This is a genomic window from Kibdelosporangium aridum (assembly GCF_900176515.1).
Classification (GTDB): Bacteria; Actinomycetota; Actinomycetes; order Mycobacteriales; family Pseudonocardiaceae; genus Kibdelosporangium; species Kibdelosporangium aridum.
Genome location: NZ_FWXV01000002.1, coordinates 1,787,118 through 1,804,225, shown reverse-complemented (window position 1 = coordinate 1,804,225; position 17,108 = coordinate 1,787,118). Strand labels below are relative to the sequence as shown.

The window sequence follows — 17,108 nt, the reverse complement described above, 5'->3', positions numbered from 1 at the left end:
GGATAGCCGATTCGGGTCTTCTCCAGCCCAGTCATCCGCCCAGTCCCAGGTGCCCGGCCAGCCCGGCGATGACGGGCACGATGCCAAGGCACACGAAGGCGGGCAAGAAACACAGCCCGAGCGGGCCTGCGATGAGCACGCCGGCTCGCTGAGCACGCGCCTCGGCGATGTCGTGCGCCGAAACTCGGACATCGGTGGCCAATGCTGCGGCAACTGTCGCCAGCTCGGTCCCTGACCTGGCCGTTCGACGTGCACTCCGCGCCAACGGCGCGGTGGCGGGAACGTTGAGCGCCGGTCTCCAGGCATCGGTGGCGTCGGCGCCCAAAGCGAGCAACCCAGCAGTTGTCCGCAGTGCCTTGCCGCCGTCACCGGGCACCCGGTCGGCGATCACTCCCACCGCGGCAGGCACCGGCAGGCCAGCCCGCAGGCAGGCGGCCAGCAGATCCCAGCTCGTCGCCAGCCGAAGCGGATCTGCCTGGGGCTGCGGCGGTCTGAGCAGCCGCCTTGCGCCGAACCACGCGGCCACAGCGACAGGCAAGGCGATCATCCAAGCGCCCAACACGGTTGCAAGCACCACCGATATGGCTGCGGCCGTCGCGGGAATCAGGTGGCTCCCGAGCAGTTTCCGTCTGGAACGTCTCGACAGAGCGGCCAGCCTCAGCCTGGTCACCCCGGCACCCGGCGCCACGAGCAACGCCGCCGCCAGCGCCACAAGCGCCCACGAGTCGATCGTCATGGCAGCACCACCTGACGAGTGAGCCGCCCGCTCCACAGGACGCCCGCACAAATCAAGACGACACCGGCGACGAGCAACAACTGGCCGGCGATGGTGCCGGACAGCATTCGCAAAGGCTGCGCACCAACGAGTTGTCCCAAGCCGATGCCGGCCAGCGGCAAGCACGCCAGTACGACCGCACTGGTTCTCGGGCCTGCCATTCGCGCGTGTGTCTGCTTGGCGAACCGGACCCGCTGATCGAGGTCGCGCACCACAGCCGCCAGCACGTCGGCGAGCGGCAGGCCATGGCGTTGCGCCAACGCCCAGGCATGGGCGACGTCGGCAAAGAGCGGTTCATGGACCGCCTGCTGGACATCGCCGCCCATTCGGGCCGCCGCCGCGATGGCCCGCATCGCCTCGGCTCCGCTTGGCGGCGCGTCGGCTGCCACTGACTCGGCAGCGGTAACGGGATGCGCACCCGCTTTGAGCTCGCTCACCAGAGACCGCAGGGTTTCGACGAGTTCTTCGACCGCAGTCACTCGTTGCCGGAGCCGTTGCCTGGCTTGCCAGTACCGCCAGCCGACCGCCGCGCCGACCGCGCAGGCGATCGCGCCGCCGGGCCCCAGCAGTGCCCAACCAGCCAGTCCACCAACGACTGCCACCAGAGCCGTGCTCGGTCTCGGCAGACGAAAGACACGCGTGGGCGGGCTTTTCAGCGCGGTGAGTCGTTTCGATGCTGTGGCTGCCGGCCAGATGAGCAGCGCGGCTGCCACGATCAACGCGGTCATGGCGTCCACGGCGGCATCACTCCTCTTTCGGTGAGCAATTCGGTCAAGACGGCCCTCGCTGGTAGCCGTTCGCCTGGACGCCACGCCGGGCTGACTTTCACGTAGTCGCCATTTCGTTGCAGCACACCGACTTCGGCGAGCCGCCGGGCGTCGCCGTCGCGGCGCATGAACAGGACTGTCCGCACGGCGGCGGCCAGTTGGCTGTGCAAAGCGGACCGGGGCAGACCGCCAAGCGCTGCCAGTGCTTCGAATCTGGCCGGTACCTCGGCCGGTGAGTTGGCATGCAGCGTTCCGGCGCTGCCTTCGTGCCCTGTGTTCAACGCCGTCAGCAGTTCGACGACTTCCGCACCACGAACCTCACCGACGACCAGACGATCCGGCCGCATCCGCAACGCCTGCCTGACGAGCTCGCGTACGCCCACGCCTCCCGTGCCCTCGATGTTGGGCGGTCTCGCCACCAGCCGGACGAACTGCGGGTGCGTCGGGGCCAGCTCGGCAGCGTCTTCGACACAGACGATCCGTTCACCGGGCGGGACCGCGCCGAGCATCGCGCCAAGCAAAGTTGTCTTACCTGAACCTGTGCCGCCCACTACGACGAAGGCAAGCCGGGCCGACACAACGGCTCTCAACAACTCGGCGCCTTGCCCATCGACCGTCCCAAGTCGACAGAGTGTGTCCACGTTGTGCACTGCGGGCCGGAGAACCCGCAAAGACAGACACGTCCCGGCCGGCACGATGGGCGGCAGGACGGCGTGCATCCGAATGCCGCCCGGCAACCACGCATCCACAAACGGCTGTGCGTCGTCCAATCTGCGCCCAGCTGCCGCTGCGAGGCGTTGCGCGAGCCGCCGGACCGACGGCTCATCCGGGAATCTGACGTCGGTCCTGCGCAGGCCGGTCCTGCCTTCCACCCAGACCTCACCCGGGCCGGTGACCAGAACATCGGTCGTGTCGGGATCTCGCAACAACGGATCCAGCGGCCCGGCGCCTTCGAGTTCCTGGCCGAGCAGACGCAAGGCGTCCAACACATCCTTGTCCCCTGCCACACCACCGGACTCGTCTCGGATCGCCGCAGCGACGCCGGCGAAGGTGATGCCCGTGCCCGCGTTGACGACACGGCGGCGCACGCGTTCGACGAAGTCTGCCTTCACGATGCCACTCTCTGTTCCACGCCAAGGGTTTCCAGCGCTCGCCGGGCCGCGTCGAGCAACGGCCCGCGCCTGCCGGTGAACTCGCCTTTCTCCAACGCCTCGGCCAGCCCACGCTGGTGCGGCATCCACGACATCAACGGGAGGCCAACGGCCTCGGCCACTTCGTCCGCCGTCAACCCGCCCGGCGCCGGGCCGCGGACAAGCACCTGCGCGACCACACCTCGGGCTTTCAACCGGTCGGCGACCAATGACGCCGACGCACACGCACGAAGCTCCGCGGGCACCACTATTACTGTGAGATCCGCGAGATCCAGTGCGGCTCCGGCCGTCGCCGACAACTCACGCGGCAGATCGCAGACGACAATGTCTCCGCCGCGTCTGCCCGCTTCGATGACAGCGGTGACCGCGTCCGGCTCCGGTGCGAATCCCTTTCTCGCGCCAGAGACCACTTTCAAGCCTTCCCGGCCGGGCAGCGCGGCTCTCAACGACGACGCCGCGACTCTGCCTTTGACGTTCATCTCCGGCCAACGCAAACCTTTCTCACTTTCGGCGCCGAGTACCAGATCGAGTCCACCCGCCAGCGGATCGCAGTCGACCAGCATCGCGCGATGCCCTGCCCGAGCTGCGGCTCTGGCAACGGCCGCGGCGAAGACGGACGCGCCCGCACCGCCTCGGCCACCTACCACCGCCATCACCCGGCCGGGCGGTCCACCTGGACCTTCCGCGGCGTCGGCGATCGCATCGGCCAGCCAAGGCTCTGCCGCAGGCAGCTCGACGACCCGTTCGGCACCGAGTTCGATCGCCGCCTGCAGGCTGTCGATCGTCGACGCGTCAGGGGAAACGATGACGACACGGCTGCGCTTCGGCAGCCGCTCGGCTTGGATCTCGCGCGCGCCAGCGGGATCGACGAGCACGAGTGGAGCGTTTGACCACAGTGGTCTGGCCGCCAGCGCGTCGGGCACGCGCCGCAGATCGCACCCGGCCGCGGCGGCGAGACGCAGCAACTCCTCGAGTACGGCCTCGTTGTTGACCAGGACTAGAGGACGGTTCTCAGTCATCGGATTACCCCCGGGATTCGGCTGACAGGCTTGTGCGGCGATGAGTTCCACGCTCCCGCTTGGTGGTTTTCGGCGCAATGGGTGCGGGTTGGGGCTGTGGACAAGTGGGGCGGGTGTGGATAAGTCGCCGGAAATGGGGCTTCGCGGGAGCTTTTTGTTGATCGGGTGTGGTATACGCAGGCACGCCAGTGGCTGATGATCTTGACACTGAGCCGGGTTCGCGCTGGTGGTGTGAGGTTTTACGGAACAACGCGCCGAGGTTGACGGGAATTGCCGAGCAGCGAAAAGGGCGCCACAGAATTGCCGAAGAGACTGGCTCGGATTTGTGGTGGATCCGCGATTCGGCGCGACCGGGGTGATTCCGCGCAACGGATGGTGGCGGATCCGCTGGCGCGCCGCACGGAGTTGTGTCCGCAATGACCCTCAGCCGGCTTTGCCAAGCGATGAGAAGTGTGGCAAAAGACGAGGACGTGACCGAATTCCACCGCACGACGAGCTGAACTGTTCCGGGAGAGTCCACATGCCGCCGAGCCCCAGCCGACTCGGACCCTGAGGGGACCGCGCGACCACCCCGGGCGTCGCAGGTCCACAGTGGACGCACCAGGAATCGACACGGTGTCGAGACATCGTGTCCCGGTGCGCGATAGATTTCTACGCTGACGTAGAATTTACCCGCGCACGGATCGGTGGCCGGATTCTCCGGCTGTGCAACGGGTGTGGATATGGGACGACCCCCGCCAGGGGGGAGGGACGGGGGTCGTCAATAGGTTCAGTCCCGGGGGGTCGGACTGAACCGGCCCGGTGTCGAAGACCGGACGCTCTTACTGTATCCCCTTCCCGCGCGCTCGTGGTCATGGATACAGGTTTTTATTGGTGTGTCTTATGCACACCGACCATGCAGGGGTCGGCCAGACGGGGCATATGCTGGGCTTATGACCGAAGCGACGAAGCGGGTCGCCGCGTTCTTCGACCTGGACAAGACGGTCATCGCCAAGTCGAGCACGCTGGCCTTCAGCCGTCCGTTCTTCCAGGGCGGCCTGATCAACCGCCGCGCCGTGCTCAAGAGCGCGTACGCCCAGTTCGTCTTCATGCAGTCCGGCGCCGACGCCGACCAGGTGGACCGGATGCGGGCGCACCTGACCGCGTTGTGCGAAGGCTGGGACATCGAGCAGGTCCGGTCCATCGTCGAGGAGACGCTGCACGACATCGTGGATCCGTTGATCTACGCCGAAGCCGCCGAACTCATCGTCGACCACAAGAACCAGGGTCACGACGTGGTCGTGGTTTCCGCCTCAGGTGAGGAGATCGTGCGCCCGATCGCCCGCATGATCGGAGCCACCGACAGCGTGGGCACCCAGATGGTGGCCGAGGACGGCCGCTACACCGGGGAGATCGAGTTCTACTGCTACGGCGAGAACAAAGCCGTGGCGATGAAACAGCTGGCCGCGGAACGCAACTACGACCTGCCCGCCTGCTACGCCTACAGCGATTCGATCACCGACGTGCCCATGCTCGAAGTGGTGGGGCATCCGGCGACCGTCAACCCGGACCGCGCGTTGAAGAAGCTCGCGACCGAGCGCGGTTGGCCCATGTTGACGTTCTCCAAGCCCGTTTCGCTGCGCTCGAGGATCCAGATGCCGTCCGGGACCGCGGTGGCCATCACCGCGGCGAGTCTTGGCGTTGCGGCGGCCGCTGGAGCCACCTGGTACGGCATGCGGCGGCGGAGGCGTAAGTAGCCATCCATGTGGGGGATGCCGATAGCCCGGTCGGAGGTAGCGGCGACAGCCGCATGCCCGCTAGCTATGGGCCATTCGACCACGAGGCGTGTTGATCTACCGCTTACCGACTCTGTACCGGTGCACCCGTCCGTGCCCTTGAAGTGACCGCCCTCACTAGGTACAAAGTTAGTGCGGACTTCTGATCGGCCCGGGACCAATCGAAGAGAAGCTTGGTCCACCCCGATGGAACTCCGTGCGCGGACTCCGGGCACCCACGCGCAGCACGCCGCGGGAGGCTTGTCGTCAAGGGACTGCGTACCGGGACGCCGGGCGCCGAGGCCCAGTGAGTACGACGTGAGTTGCACGCTTGGTAACCCGAGACGTTCGCGCTTGGCGGCGGTGTTCGTAAGCTTCGGCATACGGACACCGCCACTTCTTATATGCAGCCGCATCCAGGGGATGATCCGTGCTTTGGCCAGGCGGGTAGCGTGGCGTCAAGCAACAGTGACGTGAACAAACACCGCCGTTTGGCTCTTTGCTTCCCTCAAGTGACGTGGGTAACTTACCGATTGAAGCTCCGAGTCGGTAAGAATCTTACGCCTCCAGGGAGGCAGAGGTGTCACGTCGCTGGATCCCCCCAACGCTGGCCGCGGTCACAGCCTTGGCCACCGTTACCACGCCCGCTTCCGCCGCGCCCGAAGCTGACGCGATGACGAGCTGGGCCAACGCCGCCTTGCGGCACTTGACCTTGGAACAACGGGTCGGGCAGCTGTTCGTCGCGACGGTGTGGGGTAAGTCCGCCGACGAAGCACACCCGGAGAACAAGAAGCGTTATGGCGTCGACACGCCTGCCCAGGTCGTGCAGCGCTACCAGGTCGGCGGCGTCATCTACTTCAACCACGCGGGCACGGACAACATCGACGATCCCGTGCAGCTCACCCGGTTCTCCAATGGCTTGCAGCGCGCGGCTTTGACCTCCGGCGCGCACATCCCGTTGTTGATCTCGATCGACCAGGAAGGTGGCAACGTCACCAGGGTCGTCGCGCCCGCGAGCGAGTACCCGAGTGCAATGGCCGTGGGTGCCGGGCGCAACCCGGAGGACGCCAAGCGGTTGGCCGCCATCAGCGGGCATGAGCTGCGCGCGATGGGTATCAACCAGAACTTCGCGCCGGTTGCGGACGTCAACTCCAACCCGATCAACCCTGTGATCGCGGCGCGGTCGTTCTCCTCCGACCCGACGCTGGCCGGTCAGATGGTGTCCGGTCAGATCGCCGGCTACCAGCGGGCCGGTTGGCCAGGTGACACCGTTTCCGCCGCTGCCAAGCACTTCCCGGGGCACGGTGACGCGGCCGACGACAGCCACTACGGTCTGCCGACCATCAACCGCACCGAGGACCAGTGGCGCAAGACGGACTTGCCGCCGTTCAAGGCAGCGATCGCGGCGGGCATCGACTCGATCATGACCGCGCACATCGCAGTCCCGAACATCGACCCATCCGGTGAACCAGCCACGCTGTCCAAGCGGTTCATGACCGACATCCTGCGCAACGAACTGAAGTACGACGGTGTCATCGTCACTGACTCGCTGGCGATGGAAGGTGTGCGCAAGAAGCACCCGGACGCCGAGATCCCGGTGCTGGCGCTGGAAGCGGGCGTCGACCAGATGCTGATGCCGCCGAGCCTGGACACCACGATCAAGGGTGTGCTTGACGCCGTGCGCAGCGGCCGGATCAGCGAGGAGCGCATCAACCAGAGTGTGCTGCGGATCCTCAAGCAGAAGTGGAAGCGAGGCGTCTTCCTCAAGCCGTTCGCCGACGAGCGCGCGTTGCCGCGTGAGGTGGGCACCAAGCAGAGCCTCGCGGAGATCCAGCGGATCAGTGACCGCACGGTCACGGTGCTGCGCAACGACGCCAAGCTGCTGCCGATGCCCAACCCCGGTAAGGTCCTCGTCACCGGCTGGAACAACCCTGCCTTCCCAGGCAAACCTGCTGAACCGGTTGCGGCCCTGGCGAAAGAGCTCGGTGCCACGGCACTGTCCACCGGCGCCTCACCGACGACCGCACTCATCGACCAGGCAGTCGCGGCGGCGAACGGTTCGGACGTCGTGGTCGTACTGACCAACGGCCTGCGGACGTCAGCGCCGCAACGCACCCTGCTCACACGGCTGCTGCAGACCGGCAAACCCGTGATCGCAGTCGCCGCGCAGGTGCCCTATGACCCTGGCTTCGTCGACGCGCCAACGTGGATCACCACGTACGCATGGCGTGACGTCTCGATGGCATCGCTGGCCAAGGTGATCCTCGGCAAGATCTCCCCGCGGGGCAAGCTGCCGGTCAACGTGCCGACCGCCGACCCGGCACAGATTCTGTTCCCGTTCGGAACGGGCCTGACATGGTGACCCGACGCAGCCTGCTGGCTGCTGCCCCTGCCGCGGTGGTCGCCGCCGCGAGCCCAGCCGTGGCACAGGAAGAACGGCGAGGCGGAGTCACTCCGGGTGCCGACCGCTTAGCTGAACGGGGTTGGCGTGAATTCGCGGGCCGTAAGGTCGGTGTGCTGACCAACCCGACGGGCGTACTGAAAGACCGTACGCACATCGTGGATTCTCTGGTTGACGCGGGAATGGCGCCGGTCGCGGTGTTCGGTCCCGAGCACGGCTTCCGTGGCACGGCCCAAGCCGGTGGTTCTGAGGGTAGTTATACCGACCCGCGAACCAAGGTTCCGGTGTATGACGCGTACGGCATCACCACGGCCAAGCTCGCGGAGATGTACCGCAAGGCGGGCGTGGACACGGTCGTGTTCGACATCGCGGACGTGGGCGCGCGCTTCTACACCTATATATGGTCGATGTACACGGCCATGGCGGCCGCGGTGGAGACCGGTGCGTCGTTCGTCGTGCTCGACCGGCCCAACCCGGTCGGTGGCAAGGCGTTCGGGCCGATGCTGGATCCGGCGTTCGCCTCGGGTGTCGGCCGCAAGCCGATCGTCCAGCAGCACGGGATGACCGCGGGCGAGCTGGCCAAGTTCTTCGACGCCGAGTTCCTGCCGGCCGACACCGGCGGGCGCAGGTTGTCCAAATTGGACGTTATCGCGGTCAGGGGCTGGCACCGGGACACCTTGTTCGGCCGGACCGGGCTGGACTGGGTGCCGCCGAGCCCGAACATGCCGACGCCGCAGACCGCGCTGGTCTACCCGGGCACCTGCCTGTTCGAGGGCACTGTGCTGTCCGAGGGGCGTGGCACGACCAGGCCGTTCGAGATGATCGGCATGCCGGACATCGACTGGCACTGGGCGCGGGAGCTGAACGAGCTGAACCTGCCGGGTGTGCGGTTCCGGGAGAACTACTTCGTCCCGACGTTCAACAAGTTCGTCGGCAAGACCTGCGGCGGCGTCCAGGTGCACCTGACCGACGAGCAGACGTTCGACCCGATCACCACGGCGGTGGCCATGCTGGTCACCGTGAAGCGGCTCTACCCGGCCCTGTTCGCATGGCGGCCGGACAACTTCATCGACAAGCTCTCCGGTTCGGCCCGGCTGCGCACGATGATCGACGCGGGCGCCGGCGTCGCCGAAGTCACCGGCGCGTGGCGCGACGAGCTGGCACAGTTCCGCCAGCAACGACGGCAATACCTGATCTATTGGTGAGGTAGGACATGTTTCGTCGAGCGGTGCTCGCGCTGACGATGGTCGGTGTGACGGGTGCGAGTGTGGTGTCCGCCGAGGCGCACGGCGGTGACGCCGGCCGGTTCGACCGGCCGAAGGTGGGTTTCGCCGCGCCGTGGACACAGCTGCGCGAGGGCATCCCCGAGCAGGTGAACTTGGACCGTGCGCCGATCGACGCGGCGCTCAGGCAGATCGACGAGTGGACACGGACGAATCCCACGCAGCCGCCGGTGCCCAAGCCGTTGATGGCCGGCGTGGTCACCTTGCTCGCGCACGAGGGCGTCATCGTCAGCCGGTCAGCATCTGGTTACGCAGTGCGGTATTCCGACGCGGCAGGCACCGAACTTCCTGCCGAACAGCGTGTTCCGATGCGCAAGGACACGATTTTCGACATGGCGTCGATCAGCAAGCTGTTCACGTCCATAGCCGTGATGCAGCTGGTCGAACAGGGCAAGGTGGACGTCGACGCGCCGGTTTCCCGGTACTTGCCAGAGTTTGGCGTTAACGGCAAGGCCGGCATCACGGTCAAGCAGCTGCTGATCCACACGTCCGGGCTGATCGCGTTCATCCCGCTGTGGAGCATGTACCCGGACAAGGCGTCCCGGCTGCAGGCCGTGATGGACATCGCGCCCAAGCACGTCCCAGGTTCCACGTACGAATATTCTGATCTCAATCTGATCACTCTCGGCGTGCTCATCGAGCGGCTGACCGGGTCCACGTTGGACAACGTTGTCAGCAAAGGCATCACCGAGCCGCTCGGGATGACCGACACCGGCTACAACCCGCCATCGTCCAAACTGGACCGGATCGCGGCGACCGAGTACCAGTCCGCCCCGCCGCGCGGAATCGTTCGAGGGCAAGTACACGACGAGAACGCGTGGTCACTCGGCGGCGTCGCCGGGCACGCCGGCATCTTCTCCACCGCCTCGGACATGGCTGTGCTGGCGCAAACTCTCATCAATGGCGGCATTTATGCCCACAGGCGGATACTCCGTCCGGACACCGTGCGGGCCATGCTGACCGACTACACGGCCAACTTTCCTGGCTACGCCCACGGTTTGGGCTTCGAATTGGACCGAAGGTTCTACATGGGAGGGCTCAGCGGTCCGGCGACCGCGGGCCACACCGGCTACACGGGCACGACTCTGGTGCTCGACCTGCAGTCGCGGTCCATCGCGATCCTGTTGTCCAACAGGGTTCACGTGTCCCGCAACTGGGGATCGATCAACCCGGCCCGCGAGACGCTCGCGACCGGTTTGGCCAAGGCACTGGCTGTCCGACCGAGACACGGCCGTGATGCTTGGTACACGGGGATCGGCAACTCGGCGACCGCGACACTGTCCACACGCGAGCTCAACACGCGCGGTGCGGCCATCCGGGTTACCTTCGACACGTTCGTGGACACCGAAATTTCAGACCACCTCGTTCTGGAGTCGAGCAGTGACGGCGCGTTGTGGCAGGCCGTCCCGGTGATCGCGCGAGGGCGCGGCGCACCGAGCGGCGAACGCACGTTTCTTTCCGGCGCAGGGCACCGGACCTGGTGGAACGTTCTCGCGGAGGTGCCGACTGTCGACAAGATCTTCTTGCGGTGGCGCTTCAGTACGGACAGAACCCTCACCGGTCGCGGGGTGTTATTGGACAACATCAAAATCACCGAGGGTAGCCGGACACTTCTGGACGGTGAAAAACAACCAGCCGCGCTCGATTCACAAGCTTGGGATCGTCGAATCCGATGATAAAGTTTGTTAACGACACCCCCATTACCTGCGATTTCCCACGCAAGCCCACAGTGGTTGCAGGTTCAAGTTTCGGACACGTTTGGGTGTCGTTGCGTCAGGAGGTCTAGCCGTGACCTTGTCGGATCCCGTAACTGTTAGTAAGTTTCCCACGTGAGCACCGCAGAGATGGTCGACGAACGGAGCGAGTCCAGCCCGCTCGTACGCATCAGGTCGCTCCTGCCGGGCCTCGCCCGCGCAGAGCAGCGAGTCGCCAAGGTGGTGCTGGACAACCCGGCGGCAGTAGCACGCCGAAGCATCACCGAGGTCGCCGACGCGGCAGGGACCAGCGAGACCACGGTCACCCGGTTCTGCAAGGCGATCGGCGTCGGCGGATACCCCGAGCTGCGCATAGCGCTGGCCGCGGACACCGCCAGGACGGAGGCGCGCGCCGAGCGTGACCTCGGTGGTGAGATCAGCCCGGAGGACGACCTCATGCAGGTCGTCAGCAAGGTCACCTTCGCTGACGCCCGTGCCGTCGAGGAAACCGCCGACCAGCTTGATGTCGCCACGTTGCAGCAAGTCGTCGATGTGATCGCCGCCGCCGGCCGCGTCGATGTCTACGGCGTGGGAGCGAGTGCCTTCGTGGCGCTCGACCTGCAGCAGAAGCTGCATCGCATCGGCCGGGTGAGCTTCGCGTGGAACGACACGCACATCATGCTCACGTCGGCGGCGGTGCTCGGCTCCGGAGATGTCGCGGTTGGCATCTCGCACACCGGAGCGACCACCGACACCGTTGAAGCGCTGCGCACCGCGCGGCAGCACGGCGCCACAACCGTGGCGTTGACCAATTTCCCGCGCTCCCCGATCACCGAAGTGGCCGACCTCGTGTTGACCACCGCGGCACGGGAGACCACGTTCCGCTCCGGCGCCATGGCCAGCCGTATCGCCCAGTTGACGGTGATCGACTGTCTGTTCATCGGGGTGGCCCAACGGCACCTGCCAACGGCGATGGGCGCGCTGGAAGCCACGCGGGACGCGGTTGGTCCGCACCGGCTGGAGACCCGGCCGGACGGGCGTCGCAAGACTCGCGATACCGGAAAATGAGAGCACCAGGACGGCGATGACGGTTCCCCAGCAAGCGGTCTACGTCGACTCCCCGACCGAAGGCCGAAATCCGAGAACCACCGAGCTGGACACGTTGCCCACGCTCGAGGTTCTGCGCGTCATCAACGCGGAGGACCGGCTCGTGCCGGGCGCCGTGGCTGAGGCGTTGCCGCAGCTGGCGGAAGCCGTCGACTTCGCAGCGGAGGCGTTGCGGCAAGGACACCGGGTGCACTACGTGGGCGCGGGCACGTCCGGGCGGCTGGCCAGCCTGGACGTCGCCGAACTCGCTCCCACGTTCAACGCTCCGGCCGACTGGTTCGTCGCCCATCACGCGGGCGGCAACCAGGCTTTGCGTACGGCCGTGGAGAACGCGGAGGACGACGCGGCAGCAGGGGCCGCGTTGCTGACGCGTGAGGCGGAGGCCGGGGATTTCGTCCTCGGCCTCACCGCATCGGGCCGGACTCCGTTCGTGCTCGGCGCGTTGTCCGCGGCGCGGCGCAAAGGCGCGACTACTGGGTTGGTTTCCAACAACCCGGTCTCGGCACGAACGGCCGATGTGGACGTCGTCATCACTGTGGACACCGGGCCGGAAGCGGTCGCCGGGTCCACGCGGATGAAGGCCGGCACGTCGCAGAAACTCGTGCTGACCGCGTTCTCGACCGCGGTGATGGTGAAGCTGGGACGCACGTACTCGAATCTGATGGTGAGTATGCGTGCCACGAATGCCAAACTGCGTGGCCGGACTTTGCGGATCCTGCGGGAGGCGACCGGTTTCAGCCTCCAGGAATGCGCGGAGGCGCTGACCGCGGCGAACGGTGATCTGAAGGTCGCACTCGTGCACTTGCTTTCCGGCGCGGACTCCGAGCGTGCCGCGAAGGCGTTGAGCGAGACCAACGGTCACGTCCGCAACGCTTTGGACATGCTGGGCGCCGCAGCCCGGTAGTGAGGCTGTCCCCACCCCGGATTCGGTGGGTGTCACCAATGTCTGTCTGATGGCTGGTCGGCAGGGTTGTTGCCATGCTGACTTCGCTTACGGTCGCACTGACACTCGCTGCGGGAGCGGTCGCTCCCACCTCATCGGGTATCACTGTTCGCTACACGGAATACGATATCCCTCATATCGTCGCCCACGATTATCGAAGTCTCGGCTACGGCCAGGGCTACGCGGCGGCTCGGGCCAATCTTTGTGCCATTGCCGACGGGGTGATCACATTACGTGGCGAGCGATCCCGGTATTTCGGTCCTGGCCCGGCGACGACAACGTTGACGCGAGCGACCGACAACGAGACCAGCGATCTGTACTTCAAGAGTGTGTCGCTGGACGGACTGCTCGATCAGCCGTCACCCGACGTTCGACAAATGGTTCGCGGATACGCCGCCGGCTACAGCGCGTATGTTGCTGAACGGCATTCGACCAGCTGCCCGGAGATCGCGCTGCCGATCACCGAGCAGGACGTCTACCGGCGGGTATATGCGTGGAGCACATTGATGGCGTCCGGCGGTAATGCCGACGGAATTGTCGCCGCGGCTCCCGGCGCAGCCACCAACGGCTCGCTGGACGAGCTGGCCAAGACCACGCAGGATATGTCCGGTCCAGGCAGCAACGCGGTTGTTCTCGGGCGTGACGCCACCAAGTCGAAACGCGGTATCGCGGTGGTCAATCCGCACCTGCCGTGGCACGGCGATGTCGCGTGGGACATGCTCCAGCTGACCATTCCCGGCCGGCTGAACGTCAGCGGCGTGACATTCACAGGGACGCCTTTCGTGATCGCGGGTGCGACCCAGAACATGGCGTGGTCCGGCACGATCGCGGACGCGGTCGTCCCGGCGACGCTGTTCGAGCTCAAGCTGACCGATCCGACGACTTATCTTCTCGACGGCAAACCGGAACGAATGCGCCGCCAGGACGTCACCATTCAGGTCAAACAACCGGACGGAACACTCAAACCGGTCACCAAAACGCGATACTCGACGCGGTACGGCCCGGTTGTCACAAAGGCCTATGGCCTGGCATTGCCGTGGACGGCGGAGAAGGCGTACGCGTTCGCCGATCCGAACACCCGGAATCTGCGGTTCCTGAACACCATGGCCGAGTTCGCCAAGGCGCAGAACGTCCGTGACTTCACTTCGGCATTGCACCGGACCCAAGGCAATCCCATCTTCAACATGATGGCGACCGACGCACAGGGCCGAACTGTCTACTCGGGACAGACTGTGATTCCGAACGTGCCCGACTCCTTGGTGGAGCACTGCAGCACCGCACTCGGGCACGAGACCTTCAAACGTGGCCTCGCCACACTGGACGGTTCCCGCGGCGATTGCGCGTGGCGCAATGACAAAGACGCGGTCCAACAAGGGATTTTCGGCCCGGGCAACCTGCCCGAGCTGTGGCGGAACGACTACGTGGCGAACTCCAACGAAAGTTATTGGCTAACCAACGCTCGTGCGCCGATGAAGCGGCTGAACCGGATCGTCGGCAGCTTCGAGACCGCGCGCAACGTCCGCACTCGTGACACCCTCACCGAGGTGCACGAGGGGTTGGGGAAGTTCGACCTGAAGTCCACACAGGACCTTGTGTTCTCCAACCGGGTCTTCGCGGCCGAGTTGACGGTCGACGACACCGTGGCGATGTGCCGGACGCTGCCGGAGATGGGCAACGCTTGTGACGCCCTCGCGAAGTGGGACCGACACGCCAATGTGGACAGTCGAGGAGCGTTGCTGTTCAGCCGGTTCTGGACGCGAATCGGGCGCGAGCCGGATTGGAAGGTGCCGTTCGACGTCAAGGACCCGGTCCGCACCCCGCACACGTTGAACACCGCCAACCCGGCTGTGGTCAAGGCTTTCACCGACGCGGTGGCCGAACTCAAGGCCGCGGGCATCCCCTTCGACGCGCCGCTGGGTGAACACCAGTACGTCGAACGGGACGGCAAACGGATTCCCTTTGGCGGCAGCCGGCCGGAGACAGGCACGTTCAACGTGATCGCCAGCGACTGGGACAACGGGTACCACGGGATCGGCCAAGGCCGGGGCGGCACCAACAGCTCCGGATACGTCCGCGTCGTGGCGTTCAACGGAACACCGTGCCCGGACGCTCGTGCTGTCGTGTCCTATCAGCAGCCCGAACTGTTCTCGGCAAAGCAATGGATCACCGAACGGTTCTGTGAGCGGGACATCATGGCCTCACCGGCCCTGAAGATCCTGCGGCTCAACGCTTTCTAGGGAAGCACGCGACCCCGTCGCCGTCGTGGTCGAGCCAGTCGGCCCAGCCTGGCTCGCCGCGCCGGATCGGTCCCTTGCCCGCTGCGGTGACCTGGGAGCAGTTCTTGTACGCGGACTTGGCCGGCACCGGCATCGACGGAGTCACGGATGTGGGCGTCGAAGTCACCGCCACTGGCTTCGGCGTGGTTCTGGGCGGCGGCTCCGGAAGTGGCGGTGCCACCACCGGGGCCGCCGGAACCTCTGGTACCGGAGCCGTGATCGTCGGGATTTGTGGCGGGGGACCAATCGTGCGATCAGGTACGGCACACGCACCCATGAAGGCCACCATGACGATCGCGCACACGAGCCTCATGCCCGTGGAGTCTTCGCAGGTCGGACGGGCGTTACGGCTTTCACACCATCGTGTGACATGGTTACTTCTCGCAACCGATGCCGTCGCCGTCCCGGTCGAGGTGCCTCCCGTAACCCGGCTCACCGGCATAGACGGGTGCGGCGCCCGCGGCTTTGGCCGCGGCACAGTTCTTGTAGTACGCGGCCTTCGGAGGCGGAGGCGGCTGTTGGGTCTTGGGGGGCGTGACTTTCGGAGGAGTGGACGTCTTCGGCGCGGGCGGCGGAGCGGGTTTGTCGACCTTGACATAGACGACCGAGTCCGGGCGCACCGCACCGCCCGCGCCGACGACCGACACGACTGTCCACGTTGAATCGCCCCAGACCTCTTTTCCGTCCGGGCTGAGGTATTTGATCGCGGTGAAGCCGAGCGCGCGGAGTTCACTGTCGACTTTGGACGCCGTGCGGCCCGCGAGGTCGAGCGGGATGGTGACCGGCTCGACCGTGGGCGTTGCCGAGGTTGTGGTGGTGGTCGTCGTCGATCTCGTCGCCGTCGGACTGATCGGCACCGGCGCCGATGTGGGAGTCGGTGTGGCACAAGCACTTGCGAACACCAAGAGCGCGATGGTGCCGATGATCCTCATAGCAGACCCCGAATTCCGGGAACCGGTTCGTCCTGACTGACCGTCCGGCTGTGGGGTCATTCCCCGCAGACCTACGCTCTGTTACCAAGGTCACACCATCGAGCGAATTTCAGTCTCGCTTTGGCCACGCGCTGTGACGGACCGGAGTCAGGCGTTGGCGGAGTCCGCGATGGACACCGCTTCGCGGGAACCGATCTCCATCGCCTCGCAACACAACAGCACCCACCCGCGGACGCCCTCGGCCTCACCGCTGGCGAAGCCTTCGGCCGCTTCGCGGTAGCGCTCGGGACGACGGAGGTATGCGACCTCAGGCACGGTGAGGCCCTTCGGGTCGAGTCCGGTGCCGATCATCGTCAGCCGCGCGGCGGCTCGTGCGACGACTCCGTCCGCGATGCCGAACGGCGCCAACGTCAACAACTCACCATGTACCACCGCTGCCAGGACAGGACCTGGCGCGTTGGTCGCGCCGGTGAGCAGGTTCGCGAGCAAGTCCAGTCGCCCGGACACACCACGCGCGGTCCGCGGCCGGCCGAGCCGCTCGTCTTCGGACGCGGGAACAAGGTCAGCGGCGGCCAACAGGTGCAGCCGGGCCAATGCCTGCAGCGGAGCGCGCTGCCAGACCGGCAGCAACGGCCCCATAGCCTCTGCCACCCGCAGTGCACCAGCCAAAACAGGGTCGGCTACCTCACCATCGTCGGGGATCTCCGGATTGCCACCGTCCAGGTAGGCTGACGATCGCGCGGCTCGGACGGACGCCTCGGCTGCGGTAGTCGGCCAGCCACGACGGTTCGCCGGATGCTTGTGGACGGCGTCCACGCTCTCGCGAGCAGACTGCACAGCCTCGGCGATCCCGGGGAGGTCAAGCAGCGGGCCCAGCGGATCGGTCACGGGCTGACACTATCGGGGCCCTGTGGATCATGGGAACCGAGTCCCGGCTCGATCTTCGCCGGTCACCGGTCACCTGAACGGGGTAATTGGTCTGGACCTTTTTACCTCCCGGCCTGTT

14 protein-coding genes are annotated in these 17,108 nt (G+C 66.0%); 7 read left to right on the top strand and 7 right to left on the bottom strand.

The genetic code is table 11. The annotated features are described in order from the left end of the window. Positions 1-31 precede the first annotated feature (31 nt). Genes B9C43_RS18165 through ssd form a run of 4 tightly spaced genes read right to left on the bottom strand, consistent with a single transcriptional unit; the run spans position 32 to position 3,712 of the window. A complete protein-coding gene (locus B9C43_RS18165; protein ID WP_235038668.1) occupies positions 32-736 on the bottom strand; it encodes a type II secretion system F family protein in 705 nt (234 codons plus the stop codon). Beyond that, a complete protein-coding gene (locus tag B9C43_RS18160; protein WP_235038711.1) occupies positions 733-1,503 on the bottom strand; it encodes a type II secretion system F family protein in 771 nt (256 codons plus the stop codon). The genes B9C43_RS18165 and B9C43_RS18160 overlap by 4 nt, the downstream gene beginning before the upstream one ends. Continuing rightward, entirely contained in the window at positions 1,500-2,654 is a 1,155-nt protein-coding gene (locus tag B9C43_RS18155) for a TadA family conjugal transfer-associated ATPase (RefSeq protein ID WP_084427735.1), read from the bottom strand. The genes B9C43_RS18160 and B9C43_RS18155 overlap by 4 nt, the downstream gene beginning before the upstream one ends. Then, a complete protein-coding gene (gene ssd, locus B9C43_RS18150) occupies positions 2,651-3,712 on the bottom strand; it encodes a septum site-determining protein Ssd (RefSeq protein WP_084427733.1) in 1,062 nt (353 codons plus the stop codon). Before ssd ends, B9C43_RS18155 begins: the two co-directional genes overlap by 4 nt. Before the next feature lie 932 nt (positions 3,713-4,644). Between ssd and B9C43_RS18145 the strand changes: the two genes are divergently transcribed. From B9C43_RS18145 to B9C43_RS18115, 7 genes are all read left to right on the top strand, one after another. Further along, on the top strand, positions 4,645-5,448 hold the full coding sequence (locus B9C43_RS18145) for an HAD-IB family hydrolase (RefSeq protein ID WP_033389965.1): 804 nt from the start codon (positions 4,645-4,647) through the stop codon (positions 5,446-5,448). Positions 5,449-6,139: 691 nt separating this feature from the next. Beyond that, a complete protein-coding gene (locus B9C43_RS18140) occupies positions 6,140-7,828 on the top strand; it encodes a glycoside hydrolase family 3 protein (RefSeq protein WP_084428290.1) in 1,689 nt (562 codons plus the stop codon). Continuing rightward, a complete protein-coding gene (locus B9C43_RS18135) occupies positions 7,822-9,072 on the top strand; it encodes an exo-beta-N-acetylmuramidase NamZ family protein (RefSeq protein WP_084427731.1) in 1,251 nt (416 codons plus the stop codon). The genes B9C43_RS18140 and B9C43_RS18135 overlap by 7 nt, the downstream gene beginning before the upstream one ends. 8 nt (positions 9,073-9,080) lie before the next feature. Then, on the top strand, positions 9,081-10,826 hold the full coding sequence (locus B9C43_RS18130; protein ID WP_200825565.1) for a serine hydrolase domain-containing protein: 1,746 nt from the start codon (positions 9,081-9,083) through the stop codon (positions 10,824-10,826). Positions 10,827-10,994: 168 nt separating this feature from the next. Further along, entirely contained in the window at positions 10,995-11,912 is a 918-nt protein-coding gene (locus tag B9C43_RS18125; protein WP_033389962.1) for a MurR/RpiR family transcriptional regulator, read from the top strand. Between the two features lie 16 nt (positions 11,913-11,928). Then, positions 11,929-12,855, top strand: coding sequence for an N-acetylmuramic acid 6-phosphate etherase (locus B9C43_RS18120; protein ID WP_033389961.1), 927 nt, complete (start codon positions 11,929-11,931; stop codon positions 12,853-12,855). A 74-nt stretch (positions 12,856-12,929) separates the two neighbouring features. After that, positions 12,930-15,131: a penicillin acylase family protein gene (locus B9C43_RS18115; protein WP_084427729.1), complete on the top strand. Its 2,202-nt coding sequence runs from the start codon at positions 12,930-12,932 to the stop codon at positions 15,129-15,131. Here the strand turns inward: B9C43_RS18115 and B9C43_RS58490 are convergent. From B9C43_RS58490 to B9C43_RS18100, 3 genes are all read right to left on the bottom strand, one after another. Continuing rightward, entirely contained in the window at positions 15,118-15,276 is a 159-nt protein-coding gene (locus B9C43_RS58490) for an excalibur calcium-binding domain-containing protein (protein WP_235038666.1), read from the bottom strand. The genes B9C43_RS18115 and B9C43_RS58490 overlap by 14 nt on opposite strands. Before the next feature lie 268 nt (positions 15,277-15,544). Continuing rightward, a complete protein-coding gene (locus B9C43_RS60110) occupies positions 15,545-16,102 on the bottom strand; it encodes an excalibur calcium-binding domain-containing protein (protein WP_084427725.1) in 558 nt (185 codons plus the stop codon). A 147-nt stretch (positions 16,103-16,249) separates the two neighbouring features. Then, positions 16,250-16,990 carry a Fic family protein gene (locus tag B9C43_RS18100; protein ID WP_033389957.1) on the bottom strand — a complete coding sequence of 247 codons (741 nt, stop codon included), beginning with the start codon at positions 16,988-16,990 and terminating at the stop codon, positions 16,250-16,252. Between the last annotated feature and the right edge of the window lie 118 nt (positions 16,991-17,108).

Excerpts from the sequence above, each read along its gene's own strand:
- B9C43_RS18130 (WP_200825565.1), top strand. The coding sequence starts at position 9,081 with ATGTTTCGTCGAGCGGTGCTCGCGCTGACGATGGTCGGTGTGACGGGT.
- B9C43_RS18140 (WP_084428290.1), top strand. The coding sequence starts at position 6,140 with ATGACGAGCTGGGCCAACGCCGCCTTGCGGCACTTGACCTTGGAACAA.
- ssd (WP_084427733.1), bottom strand. The coding sequence starts at position 3,712 with ATGACTGAGAACCGTCCTCTAGTCCTGGTCAACAACGAGGCCGTACTC.
- B9C43_RS18145 (WP_033389965.1), top strand. The coding sequence starts at position 4,645 with ATGACCGAAGCGACGAAGCGGGTCGCCGCGTTCTTCGACCTGGACAAG.
- B9C43_RS18115 (WP_084427729.1), top strand. The coding sequence starts at position 12,930 with ATGCTGACTTCGCTTACGGTCGCACTGACACTCGCTGCGGGAGCGGTC.
- B9C43_RS18125 (WP_033389962.1), top strand. The coding sequence starts at position 10,995 with ATGGTCGACGAACGGAGCGAGTCCAGCCCGCTCGTACGCATCAGGTCG.
- B9C43_RS60110 (WP_084427725.1), bottom strand. The coding sequence starts at position 16,102 with ATGAGGATCATCGGCACCATCGCGCTCTTGGTGTTCGCAAGTGCTTGT.
- B9C43_RS18120 (WP_033389961.1), top strand. The coding sequence starts at position 11,929 with ATGACGGTTCCCCAGCAAGCGGTCTACGTCGACTCCCCGACCGAAGGC.
- B9C43_RS18165 (WP_235038668.1), bottom strand. The coding sequence starts at position 736 with ATGACGATCGACTCGTGGGCGCTTGTGGCGCTGGCGGCGGCGTTGCTC.
- B9C43_RS18135 (WP_084427731.1), top strand. The coding sequence starts at position 7,822 with ATGGTGACCCGACGCAGCCTGCTGGCTGCTGCCCCTGCCGCGGTGGTC.
- B9C43_RS18160 (WP_235038711.1), bottom strand. The coding sequence starts at position 1,503 with ATGACCGCGTTGATCGTGGCAGCCGCGCTGCTCATCTGGCCGGCAGCC.